This window comes from Candidatus Thiodiazotropha sp. AKAK2, assembly GCF_058244685.1.
Window position 1 is genome coordinate 59,030 of the sequence record NZ_JBSYOP010000020.1, and the last position, 12,805, is coordinate 71,834.

Sequence of the window (12,805 nt, forward strand, 5' to 3'; positions counted from 1 at the left end):
CACAAGTTTAAGATTATGCTTACTCTACTTCTGGTTGCCCTGTTTCTGTTCTGGTTGAATGGCCGTTGCCGGGATGCCAATGGTGCTGACTGGGGGTCTTTCTGGCTGAATCGCATGGATGGCTTGAACCGGCTGTTTTGTCATCACTACCATCGCCTTCAATCGGTGCCGGTACCCTTGCCCAGAGAGGGTGGTGCAATCCTGGTCTCCAACCATATCTCAGGGCTCGATCCGCTACTGATGATTGCCTCGTGCGATCGGCCGCTGAGATTCCTGATTGCCAGAGAGCAGTACCAGCGATTCGGTATGCAGAGGCTGTTTCGTGCGGTGGGGTGCATTCCTGTGGACCGTGAGAACTCCCCGGAGAAAGCCCTTCGCCAGGCCTTCAAAGCCTTGGCGGAGGGTGAAGTGATCGCCCTCTTTCCCCACGGCAAGATCCACCTCGATAGCGATCCGCCGCGAAAGATAAAACCTGGCGCTGCCCGTCTGGCTGCAAGAGCAAAACTCCCGTTGATTGCGCTGCACATCAGTGGTGTCGCCGCTCCGGGAGAGGTCATGAGGCCGGTTATCCTGCGTAGCCGGGCAGTGGTTAAACTGCAGGCTGAGATCGAGGGCTCTGCGCTCAGTGATGAGGAGCTGAACCAGCTGATCGAGCGGGCGCTGGATGGCGAATAGCATGACATAGTGTGTCGCCATGTTAGGGCCTGTTAACACCAATCCAATACGTCTTGTTGCGCCTGAAAAAGCGCCAATCAAGGCGCGAGGAGCGTAGTTTTGTTAGTCCAAATGAATGACGAGCAACGCCGAGTGGCGCTTTTTCAGGCGCAACCCGGAGGGCTGGGTCTGTTTTTGCGCCCAGCGGCGTTATCATTCGCTCATGTAGAATAACTACACTACGCTCATTCTGCCTTGCTGGGCACAAAAACAGTCCCAGCAGGGCGTATTGGATTGGTGTTAACAGGCCCTAAAAAAATACCGCCAATGCTGGGTATTGAGGGCCTGGTGTGGTTTCCTAAACCGCAAACAAGTATCATTGCCGCCAGTTAATTTTCACTAATTAAGGGATACCGATGAAAGTAACCGTATTTGGATCGGGCTACGTGGGTTTGGTCACAGGTGCCTGCCTGGCTGAGGTGGGCAATGATGTTGTCTGCATGGATGTAGATAGTAACAAGATCGACATGCTCAATCGGGGAGAGATCCCGATCTACGAACCCGGTCTTGATTCAATGGTTGAGCGGAATGCTCAGTCTGGCCGACTCAGTTTTACAACGGATGTTGCGAAGGCGGTGGATCACGGTCTGTTTCAGTTTATCGCCGTCGGTACCCCACCGGACGAGGATGGTTCAGCTGATCTTCAGTATGTGCTGGCCGTTGCCGAGTCGATTGCCGAGAATATGCAAGACTACCGGGTGGTGGTGGACAAATCCACCGTGCCGGTAGGTACCGCGGATAAAGTACGGGAACGCATTGAGTCGACCATGCAGGCAAAAGGCAAGCAGGTAGAGTTCGATGTGGTATCGAATCCGGAATTCCTCAAAGAGGGCGCCGCGTTGGACGATTTCATGAAGCCGGACCGGATCATCATTGGTACGGACAACCCGCGTACCACCGAGCTGCTTCGAGCCCTCTATCTGCCCTTCAACCGGAATCATGACCGTCTGATTGCGATGGATATCCGCTCCGCAGAGTTAACCAAGTATGCAGCCAATGCGATCCTCGCCACCAAAATCAGTTTCATGAATGAGCTGTCCAATCTGGCGGAGCGCCTCGGTGCCGATATCGAACAGGTTCGTCACGGCATCGGTGCGGATACCCGGATCGGCTACGCCTTCATCTATCCTGGATGCGGTTACGGTGGTTCCTGTTTTCCCAAGGATGTGAGTGCACTTGAGCGTACAGCCAAACAGGTTGGCTACGACGCGCAGCTGCTGACGGCGGTCGAAGCGGTCAACTATCGCCAGAAACGGGTGCTGTTTGAGAAGATCATGCGCCACTATTCCGGTGATGTGAAAGGCAAGACTTTCGCCCTCTGGGGGCTCTCCTTCAAACCCAATACGGACGATATGCGTGAAGCTTCAAGCCGGGTACTGATGGAGTCACTCTGGGAAGCGGGTGCAAGCGTACGGGTATTCGATCCTGAGGCCATGGAGGAGTGTCATCGAATCTACGGTGAGCGTGACGATCTGGTCTATTGCGATAACCAGGATGGCACCCTTGAGAGTGCGGACGCACTGATCGTGGTGACCGAATGGCAGGTGTTCAGAAGCCCGGACTTTGAGCAGATAAAGCAGGCACTATCCGCGCCGGTCGTGTTTGATGGCCGTAATATCTACGACCCTGCGCGTATGAAGGAGTCAGGATTCAGCTACTACGCCATAGGGCGTGGTGATTGATCGAAACTCACCGGGATGGCGCCTCCTGTGTGAGGCGCCGGTCGGTATCACTCTACCTCTGATCGCCAGATAACCCACTCAGAAGCGACTCGATCGGCTCTCTGCCCGTACAGCAATCACAACTCGCCAAATCCCTTCAGCGGATTGTGGGCCTCATCCGCTCGCAGCTCTAACCGAACCACATTCTGGCCTGAAAATGGAACCCAGAGAAATTTCTGCAGTCATATGTTGCAGTGCACAATTTTTTTTGGTTTTGCGCTAGGCTCTTGCTGGTAGATTATGGATAGGTGTTCTTAATGGTTAACTTATTGAAATTTAATGATTCATTCCGGGAGGTTGTGGCTCTGGACGCTACCCGGAGGATCGCTTTACGATTGATTACACCCAATGACAAGGCGTTACTGCAGCAGGGTTTTGATTCACTTTCAGGCGAATCCCGCCTACGTCGGTTCATGGCTGAAAAGCGATTTCTGTCGCAACAGGAGCTGGCCTACTTCACAGAAGTGGACCAGATGGACCACTTCGCCCTGGGCATGGTACTCCTCGATGAGTCAGGAAATGAAACAGAAGGGGTAGCCATTGGTCGCTTCATTCGCCTGGCGGGTGATGCAGAAACCGCGGAAGTCGGCCTGACTGTGGCCGACTCCATGCAGGGGCAGGGATTGGGACAGCTGTTGCTGAAGCGGTTGGTCTCGGCAGCCCTCGAACGGGGAATCAACCGTTTCCGTTTCGAGTGTCTTGCACATAATCAGGAGATGAAGCAGCTGCTATTGAAGGTGTGTAGAGAGGCCGTTTTTCGCTACGACGGGGGTGTCATGATCGCCGAAGCCACCCTGCCTGTACCGTTAGGGGTGGCACCGATCTACAACCCGCTGGATTTCATGGACGGGCTGGTCCGACAGATGCAGAGTCTGTTCTCAGGTGCTTTCAAATATCAGTCGGGTGTGGGCATGGACCTGATGAAGCAGAGTCTGGATGTGCCATTCAGGTTTAGGCATTAATCCGGCGACAAATCGTTTACCCGGCAGGCGACCAACGGGGATTTCAATGCATGGTGATAGTAAGCATGAAGCTTCCCAGCAGTTACTCACTTCAGTGAAAGCAGACGATTTACTGATCGGATCAAGATTGCGTAACAGCCTTCGGTTTTTCCGAAAGTCAATATTTCACCTCTCTATCGGCTTTGTTACTATCCCGGCCTCGCTCCATTTCAGCCAGGATATTAGATGTCAATTTCACAACGTATTGCAGATGAACTGAGTATACGAATCAACCAGGTCGATGCGGTGGTCGGCTTGCTCGACGAGGGGGCAACCGTCCCGTTCATCGCACGCTACCGCAAAGAGGTGACCGGTGGTCTGGATGATACTCAGCTACGCCATTTAGTGGAGCGTCTGAGCTATCTGAATGAACTGGAAGAGCGACGTGAAGCGGTACTGAAATCGGTCCAGGAGCAGGGCAAAATGACCGATCAGCTGAAAGCATCCCTGCTGGCGGCAGATACCAAAACCCGATTGGAAGATCTCTATCTTCCCTACAAGCCTAAACGGCGCACCAAAGCGCAGATTGCCCGTGAAGCGGGTTTGGCGCCATTGGCCGAAGCCTTGTTGAATGATCCCGGTTTGCAGCCCCAACAGGAGGCGCAAGCCTACCTGAATGAAGAGAAAGGCGTGGCGGATACCGATGCGGCACTGGATGGGGCCAAACAGATTCTCATGGAACAGTTTGCCGAGGATGCGGAACTCGTCGGCCGGCTGCGGGAACACCTTTGGGATTCTGCTGAGCTCACCTCCAGGTTGGTTGAGGGCAAGGAAAAGGAGGGCGCTAAGTTCTCTGACTACTTCGACTACTCCGAGACGATCAACAAAATCCCGTCACATCGTGCACTGGCCCTGTTCAGGGGGCGCCAGGAGGGGATCCTCAGCCTGGAGCTGATCTTGCCCGAAGATGAGGGATTGAATGCTGCAGAGATGGGTGTGGCAGAACGGATGATTGCGCGCCAGATGGGGGTGCATGACGAGGGGCGACTTGCCGATGATTGGCTGAAAGGGGTGGTGCGCTGGGCCTGGCGGATCAAGATCTTTACCCACCTGGATAACAATCTGAAAACCCGCCTGCGCGAGGCGGCAGAAGAGGAGGCGATCAAGGTTTTTGCGCGCAACCTGCATGACCTGTTACTCGCCTCGCCTGCGGGTCCCCGTACCACCATTGGATTGGATCCCGGCTTGAGAACCGGTGTCAAAGTTGCAGTGATCGACAGCACCGGAAAGGTGGTGGAAACGGCAACCATCTATCCCCATGTACCGAAAAAACACTGGCAGGAGTCGTTGAAAACTTTGGCGGATCTGGCGGCAAAATTCAAAGTGGAGCTGGTCAGTATCGGTAACGGAACCGCCTCCCGTGAGACCGATCGCCTGGTTGCGGATCTGATCAAGCAACATCCGCAGTTGCGGCTGACTAAAGTGATGGTCAGTGAGGCAGGGGCATCGGTCTACTCGGCCTCCGAATTTGCCGCCCAGGAGTTCCCCGAGATGGATGTCTCATTGCGCGGCGCGGTCTCAATCGCCCGGCGTCTTCAGGACCCCCTGGCTGAGCTGGTGAAGATTGAACCCAAGTCGATTGGTGTGGGGCAGTATCAGCATGATGTTTCCCAGTCCAGGCTGGCCCGTCAACTGGATGCGGTGGTCGAGGATTGTGTAAACGCGGTCGGGGTGGATATCAACACAGCTTCGGCACCGTTGTTAAATCGGGTGGCTGGTCTCTCCACCCTGATGGCGGACAATGTGGTGAAGTTTCGCGATCAGCATGGTGCATTCGCCAATCGCAAAGCGATTCTCAAAGTACCCCGCATCGGTGAAAAAGCCTTTGAGCAGTGCGCCGGATTTCTGCGCATTATGAATGGTACCAATCCGCTCGATGCCTCTGCCGTGCATCCGGAAGCCTATCCGGTGGTAGAGCGCATTCTGGCCAAGACCGGGCGAGAGATGTCAGCTCTGATTGGTGATACCCCCTTCCTGAAAAAACTCTCTGCCAAGGAGTTTACCGATGACACATTCGGTCAACCTACGGTGGAGGATATCATCCGAGAACTGGAGAAGCCGGGTAGGGACCCAAGGCCCGAATTCAAAACGGCAACCTTTAAAGAGGGTGTGGAAAATCTGCAGGATCTTAAAAGCGGCATGGTTCTCGAAGGGGTGGTGACCAATGTCACCAACTTCGGTGCGTTTGTCGATATTGGGGTTCACCAGGATGGCCTGGTGCATATCTCCGCACTCTCCGACAAGTTTGTCAAAGATACCCGTGAAATTGTCAAGGCGGGGGACCTGGTGAAAGTCAAAGTCATGGATGTGGATATCCCGCGTAAACGAATTGCGCTCTCCATGCGCCTGACCGATGAAGCAAACGCATCACGCAGTGAGCGTAGTAAAAACAGCAGGACCGAGAAGCGCCAACAGACCCCAAGCGCAAAGAAGAGATCATCACAGGCACCAAGAGGTGCGATGGCGGAAGCTTTCGCCAAACTGGGTAAGGTTTGAGATAACTACTCAGCCGATATCGCTGAAGAGCAGATTCAGTGCAAGGGCGATCAATACCAGACCTGCAATCCGATTGAGGTATTGCTGTGCTTTTGGTGATTGATTGAGCCAGGTGCCCAGGCTGCCGGCAAGAAAGGCGATGACACCGAATGTCACAAGGGTGACCAGAATAAAGAGTGAACCGAGTAGCATGATCTGTTGTGCCACCTGGCCCTGCTGTGGATTGGTGAACTGGGGCAGGAATGCGAGAAAAAAGATGGTCACTTTGGGGTTGGTGACATTCATGATGATGCCGCGTCGATAAAGCTGAACCGGGGAGAGGTAGACGCGCTCGCTACTGGTCAGGCTGTTTTGCGCTGCATTCAGGGAGAGCCAGCCAAGATAACTGAGATAACCGGCACCGATGACTTTCAATAGAGTGATGGCAAACGGTGAAGTTTTCAACAGTGCGGCGAAGCCAAGTGCAACCACCAGCGTGTGCACGATCAGACCGGTACCGAGACCTGATGTCACCAGATAACCTTTAACTCTTCCATAAAGCGCTGACTGTGTCAGGACAAAGATATTATCGGGGCCCGGTGCCAGGCAGAGTACAAAGGATACTGTGATAAATGCATAGGCAGTGGTCAGGCTGATCAAAGGTTCGTACTCCTCAACACTGCTGAATGTACCTCAAGGGCCTGTTAACACTAATCCAATATGCCCTAATAGTGATCCGCTTAACTACGTCGCCAACGGCTTGTCTATTGACTGATCAAGAAGACTAAATCTATACCCTGCCAATCTTAACACCGTAGATATGTCGAGCTGCTTGTCTCAGGTGCTAATAAAAAAGTCCAATCTGATTGAATCCACTCTCCCCAACTGTCCGTAGATAAAACTGAACACAGAGCGAAATGTTATCAGTTTAAAACTTGTGAGGAGAGCGATATGAAAACCTTGGCAATCACTGCAGCAATGATCTTATCAACCAATCTTTATGCCGGTGCTTTTGATGTAACCGGAGAGAATCATGACCTCTATGACGGCATACCTGAATCGACAAAACTGCCTACCGCCGTACAGCCCGGCATCGGTGATAACTATGGTAGCTCGATTCTCCATTCAGGCAAGGGTTACGCAAAATCCGTCGCCAAGCCGCAAGGTGGTCTGGACGAAGGCTATGGCAGCATTCTGATCGATGTTGGTGTACCGCTTTATTGGTAAAAGAGAGCGAGGGTGGGGTTTTCTCCACCCTCTCTTTATTATCTGCGGCTTAATATTCCGGTGACATCAGTTGGCAAGTCTGGAAAACGGCCGGTTGAATCCGATTGATGCGAACGAATGATTTTACAGCGATAAGCGTGACCACAGGATGGTGGTTGTGTGACTGGTCGGGGTGAGAGGATTCGAACCTCCGGCCCCTGCCTCCCGAAGACAGTGCTCTACCAGGCTGAGCTACACCCCGATGCTTGAACCTCTGCGGAGTCAGGAGTTTACAGTAGCTTGAATCCCCTCGCAATGACTGAAATGCATCGATTTCGATGGTGATTTGCTTTCTAGTGATACAGATTTGATACAAGAATTACCGGAGGTGACGGAGCTTTGCTCCTTGCAGCCTCTGGCTGTCGAAACCTCTCACCCCGACTTTTTTGATTAGATGTCATTATTTTTTCCCAAGAGAGATACAGAATTATTGTAACTTACTGTATTTTCGTGTTTTTTGCCGAGCACTTGACATTATGTTAAATAATGTGAGATTATACCCTGTTACAAACTATTTATAGGAGATTGTGAAGGGATTGATTAGATATGGTGTACATGCTCCAAGCAGGATGCTGAATAAGTGACAACAATATAATGAAGGATATTAATGACTTACAAGTTAGAGGAAACAATTCATAAAAATCAAATAAACCTATTAGAACAATACGGAAACAACCTTTCTGATAGCCACAGGGAAGGATTGAGGCGAATGGCCCAAAAAGCAGCTAGGATGCTAGTTGGGGGTGATACTGGAAGATTCGCTTTCGATGCACCCACAGGGGCAGGAAAAACTACCACTGTAATTGCCACAATTCTTGCAGTTGAAGAATTAAATTTGGATCTAAGCATAGTGGTGGCTCAGGAGAAAATTGAAGGTCTTTGTGATCTGCACAAAAATCTGGCCAATCTTGGCGTTTCTGCTGACCTTATTGGTTTGATTCATAGTAAAAAGGATGGTTCAAGAATAGATGAGCCAATTCTACCTGCCACATATGCCTCATTACCCTCCACACCAAAAGAAGAGTGGGCTGATAAAAAATATATTCTGATGTCTCATCAGATGTTGAGAGGAAAGCGTAATGTTAAGGACTATTGGTATAGGGCAAGGTCTGAGGTCGATGAAGGAGTGCCGAGAGACCTGCTTTTCTATGACGAGACCTTGTGGGTCACTAACTATATGTCCGATAATTATGAGAGCTTAGTCAGGGAAATTTTTGACTTTCGAAGGAAGGTTGAGAGAGAGACCAAGTTCTCTAATCCACAAACTGTTGAATTGTCTGAGTACCTGGCCATTTGTCAGTCAAAGCTAGACCAGGCTATTGATACACGTTCAGGCGAACTCCTAGTGGTCAGTTTGCCACCTGTAGAAGTCGAGTATAACCACGCTATTACGGTGTCTAGTGGTAAATCAGATACCCCACTGAAGAGATTCTTGGATCACTGTAATTGTGAAGAACCTAGTTTTAGGATAGAAGGCAAAGAAAATACTGCTCTGATCAGTTATGACATTGCAGTCCCGCAAGAGTTGAATAAGATTATTGCTCTAGATGCTTCAATCGCAGTCAGATACGCAGCAAATTTGAATGATTCGATTACACACGTATCAAGTGGTATAGAATTCGATTACTCACAAGTTACTGTCAACTATGCAAAGACGAATGGTGGTAAAAGGTTTTTCGAAACTGAGTTTGGAGGATTACCTCGAAGAAACCGAGTAGTGAATGAAGTGCTGGATCTTCTTCGTAGTCTACCGGAGGATGATAAAGTATTGGTTTTCAGCCACAAAAATAAACCAGGACTGGATATTATCAGACAAATCGAAGATTCGGTAAGAGAAATTCTGCCACTAAGATATCAGAATGTTTCCTTCGAAACCTATGGTAACGAGACTGCCAGTAATCATTATGTGGACTGTAAGCATGTGATACTTGCTGGCATGTTAGAAAAGCCTGTTTATACACACCAGGCAATGTATTTATCTGAGTCAGAAAATCTTCTCAAGGAGTTAGGGGGAGAAAACATTGATTTGGTCAAGTATGGTGAAATATTTCATACAGCATATCAAGCTGTTAGTCGTGGGAATTTAAGGAGAGTAAACAAAGGTGTGGCTGGTGAGATGATTATCTGGATGTTCCATAACTATCCAGCACAGATAAGAAAAGGGTTTAAGGATGGTGAAATACTTAGTGGTGCCAGATGGTCGCCTTTAGAATTGAAATATCTACCAGCAAAACACAATGATCCATTTGTTCAAGAGGTTGTTAATGCTGTAAAGCAATACCTCAATCAATCTGACAAACTCAAGGTATCCAGAAAGGAAATGCATCAATTTATTATGGGTGAATTTGAATCACTGACAGCGAAAACGTGGAGAAAAGTAAATGACACACTCAAAGAGCAGGTCAAGATGGGAGAGTACACTGAGTGGTATGTAGAGGGGTATAACTATGTGTCTGTCAGGCAACAACTTGCAGCGTAATCTCTTATAGGGAAGGGCAAGTTGGCTATTAACATGGAAGTTAGTAGTTAGCCCCTTTTTTCATCAAATTAAATTGGGTGAACTATAACAAATTATATTTGTAGCTTTGAGAGAATAATTCTGAGTTGTTAGTAAATTGAAAATATAAAGAGACAACCATGGAGCCAACCAAGTACTTCCCTAAATATTATGAAAAAGATATTGAGATTTTTTATCAATATAATGATGCCGCAGATGAATTGCCAACTGTAGGGTGTAACAAAGGTTTGTGGTCAGTATTCAGATCAGGCCTGTTTTCTAAAGTAAGCCATCCGACAGATTTTGTCTGTTGTTTGTATTGTTTAAACTTGTTACATCAGGGCATATATAACTATCTACCTGGTTTATATGATAAGTGGTGTAAAGTTTCAGCCCCTTTTCTCAATGTACAGCCTTCATGTGGTGCGTCATGTTCTATACATTTACCAATTCAGTTGCTACATCAACTTAATCTTAATTACAAAAATATAGATGATAGCTACAGATCATGTAGTAGTCAGCAACTTAGTAAATATACACAGTATTTTCTCTATGAATATTTAAAAATAATTACTAATAGTATTACAAAGTCAGTAAATTTGGCAGTTAAGTTATCGGAAGATAGTGATTGTGATGAAGTAAGAAGATATCTTGAACTGGACCCTAAGCATGGCAAATTAACAATGGATGAACACGCTAAATTATCAAGGAGGCTTGTGAAAACCCCAATCAGAAATAATAGGGAGAAATATCAACATCAAAAAAGACAAGAACGTTTTGTATTAACTGCATATTTACTAAAGAAAAGTCCACATGAGAGACTTGAATATATAGCTACAGATATCGAAAGATCAATTTATTTTTATCCTGAGTTCTTAGTAGAAATAGATGATTATGACCTAAGTATGTTAAATGTTGAAGTTAGAGAGAATCTATCGTTTAGGTTATCAAATCCACCAAGAAAGTCACAATGGAAGATATTATCTAAGCAGTTACTTTCTTCGTTTAACGATGAGAGAAACTATGCATATAGAAAGCTAAAATACAAAGTAGACAATATTAGAACGCTTCCGATAAAAGAGTGGAAAGCTTATATTAATTGGCTAGTAAAGCAAAACAAATTAAACCTTGATAATAAGACTGACAGACAAAAAATAATGGAAGAAATACTTAATATTATAATGTCATGATTATAATAAATTAAATGTACTCAATATTCCGAGGCTAGCTAAAAAATAAATAACTAGTGACAATAATTACTATTAAAGAAATCAAGAAACCTGAATGTAGAATAGAAGTCGCAAATGAAAAAAATATTGGAGTTAGCTGATGAGGTTATATTTTTCAGTATTTATTAGTATTTGTTCATTTATTATCATAATAATTATTTTCTTATTCTTGTTTAAACAATTTGAAGTGACATTTCGTTATGATTATGACTATCCTGTCAGTTGTGGAAAATATGATTGTGGCGAGAGTAATTTAACTATCTTTGGTATTTATGCAATATTCATTGGTGGTATGTTCTCATGGAGAATATTTCATTTCGTAAATACGGGTTGTATATCTGGTGAATTAGATTACTGGCAACGCTTATCGTGGCGTTACTGGATTCTCTGGTTTACATTTATGATGGTGATTGTATATACATTTGATCAAATAGAAATTAATACAACAGCAAGATTTATAGTGGAGATATGTGTCTTTTTCATTTTTTCTTATGTCTTATTAAATAGTTATGAGAGAAAAGCTAAGTCTCACGATAAAACACGATAATTAACAGGTAGAGATATATCTTTATTGTTCTTCTTATTTGAAAGAACTTAATTGTACTAACAAGTGGGGTTACGATATGAGTTACCATGACACATATGCTAGTTATGTACATGATATAAATTATAAGTATACACTAGGTCAAGAAAGGGATAAGAGTACTACTATTTTTCGTACTGTATTTATTTCAGTAGTTTATATTTTGATAGTCTTGTGGAATCCTCTTTTAATGTTTGGAGGTAATCTAAGTAATAATATTGGTGCACTTACCATATACGCCATTATTGAATCAATTTTTTATATAGTTAGAAAAGATAAGAGACTTCAAAGATGGGAAATAGATAAAAAAGAAAGATATCATTTTTATCATAATACTTTTGAAGTGCCAAAAGTTATACCAATAAAATACTATAAGTATTTCAATGTGGCACCTAGTATTATTATGGGTGATAGAGAAGAATGCGATAAAAAAGATAATGTCATGTGCATGCGTATTTCTAAAGGTATTGAGTTACTTAAAGAGCTTAGCGAAAGAAATACAACATCAATCAATCTGTTATATAGTTGCAAGAAAAAATGCGATGAGTATTTCTTAATTGATGAATTTATAACTAATTTTGTAATTCTTAGTCGAGAAAACAAAGGTCAATATGTATCCTATAGTAAAAATACAGTTACTACTGCTTATGAAATTATGGGGAAATATAGTGATCAGGAAGATTACTATGTGTCTTTTGTTGACATAGATTTCGATCTCGAGATAGTTAAGTCAAGATCATAACTACTCAAATTTGATATCTGTAGTTTTGTACTGTTGCCTGTAAGTTTAATTCTGCTTGTAAATAACATTTCATTAAAGTAAGTTTTTAACTTAGGTGATACAAGCTAAAATCGTAAATAACAGAAAACTGTCTGACTACTTTATTTGTTTACTTCTTTTTGTATATCTATAATTAACTGTTCAAGTTTATTTATATACTCAGGATATTTTTTTCTAAATTCATCGAGCGTATAATAATCTTCCTCTCCATCCCATTTAAGAGAGCCTGAGATTTTATGTGAATAACCTTTACGTACTATAAATATTTTTGTTTTCGGTTCGTAATCAAGAAAGATATAGTCTTCATTATCCATGCCTTTATTCTTATAATAGATTCTTCTTGTAATCATTTTATAATCCCAATTTAGCGGTTTATATTAACATATTTTATTTATATTGACTGATTAAATTGATAACGTAAAATTTCTTTCGCACATTTGAAGAGGCGGTGGCCTTGTTGATTAAATGGTAAGTGACCAAACGAACCAACAATCAACAGAAGGACCACCACCATGAATAAAGATACCAAAACTTTGGG

At 45.2% G+C, this 12,805-nt stretch carries 10 protein-coding genes and 1 tRNA gene; 8 read left to right on the plus strand and 3 right to left on the minus strand.

The features are described 5' to 3' along the window. Positions 1-15: 15 nt before the first annotated feature. The 4 genes from AC4IE8_RS07735 (at position 16) to AC4IE8_RS07750 (ending at position 5,932) form a co-directional block, all read left to right on the plus strand. Entirely contained in the window at positions 16-675 is a 660-nt protein-coding gene (locus AC4IE8_RS07735; RefSeq protein ID WP_490790722.1) for a lysophospholipid acyltransferase family protein, read from the plus strand. A 395-nt stretch (positions 676-1,070) separates the two neighbouring features. After that, positions 1,071-2,396 carry a UDP-glucose dehydrogenase family protein gene (locus AC4IE8_RS07740; protein ID WP_068989983.1) on the plus strand — a complete coding sequence of 442 codons (1,326 nt, stop codon included), beginning with the start codon at positions 1,071-1,073 and terminating at the stop codon, positions 2,394-2,396. A 308-nt stretch (positions 2,397-2,704) separates the two neighbouring features. Beyond that, positions 2,705-3,397: a GNAT family N-acetyltransferase gene (locus AC4IE8_RS07745; RefSeq protein ID WP_490790723.1), complete on the plus strand. Its 693-nt coding sequence runs from the start codon at positions 2,705-2,707 to the stop codon at positions 3,395-3,397. 225 nt (positions 3,398-3,622) lie between these two features. Beyond that, positions 3,623-5,932: a Tex family protein gene (locus tag AC4IE8_RS07750; RefSeq protein WP_490790724.1), complete on the plus strand. Its 2,310-nt coding sequence runs from the start codon at positions 3,623-3,625 to the stop codon at positions 5,930-5,932. A gap of 9 nt (positions 5,933-5,941) precedes the next feature. Here the strand turns inward: AC4IE8_RS07750 and AC4IE8_RS07755 are convergent, their stop codons facing one another. Beyond that, positions 5,942-6,571, minus strand: coding sequence for a LysE family translocator (locus AC4IE8_RS07755; protein ID WP_068989996.1), 630 nt, complete (start codon positions 6,569-6,571; stop codon positions 5,942-5,944). A 291-nt stretch (positions 6,572-6,862) separates the two neighbouring features. On the opposite strand from AC4IE8_RS07755, the gene AC4IE8_RS07760 reads away from it, so the two are divergent. Next, positions 6,863-7,138 (plus strand): hypothetical protein, encoded by a 276-nt coding sequence (locus tag AC4IE8_RS07760; protein ID WP_068989999.1) that lies wholly within the window; start codon positions 6,863-6,865, stop codon positions 7,136-7,138. Between the two features lie 164 nt (positions 7,139-7,302). On the opposite strand, the gene AC4IE8_RS07765 is transcribed toward AC4IE8_RS07760, so the two are convergent. Next, a tRNA-Pro gene (locus AC4IE8_RS07765) sits at positions 7,303-7,379 on the minus strand. A gap of 405 nt (positions 7,380-7,784) precedes the next feature. On the opposite strand from AC4IE8_RS07765, the gene AC4IE8_RS07770 reads away from it, so the two are divergent. From AC4IE8_RS07770 to AC4IE8_RS07780, 3 genes are all read left to right on the plus strand, one after another. Next, positions 7,785-9,656, plus strand: a complete 1,872-nt coding sequence (locus AC4IE8_RS07770) for a DEAD/DEAH box helicase family protein (protein ID WP_490790725.1) — start codon at positions 7,785-7,787, stop codon at positions 9,654-9,656. A 158-nt stretch (positions 9,657-9,814) separates the two neighbouring features. Further along, the gene (locus tag AC4IE8_RS07775) at positions 9,815-10,864 is read left to right on the plus strand and encodes a hypothetical protein (RefSeq protein ID WP_490790726.1); all 1,050 of its coding nucleotides are present in this window, start codon (positions 9,815-9,817) and stop codon (positions 10,862-10,864) included. Positions 10,865-11,526: 662 nt separating this feature from the next. After that, entirely contained in the window at positions 11,527-12,228 is a 702-nt protein-coding gene (locus AC4IE8_RS07780) for a hypothetical protein (RefSeq protein WP_490790727.1), read from the plus strand. Positions 12,229-12,368: 140 nt separating this feature from the next. Here the strand turns inward: AC4IE8_RS07780 and AC4IE8_RS07785 are convergent, their stop codons facing one another. Beyond that, positions 12,369-12,581 carry a hypothetical protein gene (locus AC4IE8_RS07785; RefSeq protein WP_490790728.1) on the minus strand — a complete coding sequence of 71 codons (213 nt, stop codon included), beginning with the start codon at positions 12,579-12,581 and terminating at the stop codon, positions 12,369-12,371. Between the last annotated feature and the right edge of the window lie 224 nt (positions 12,582-12,805).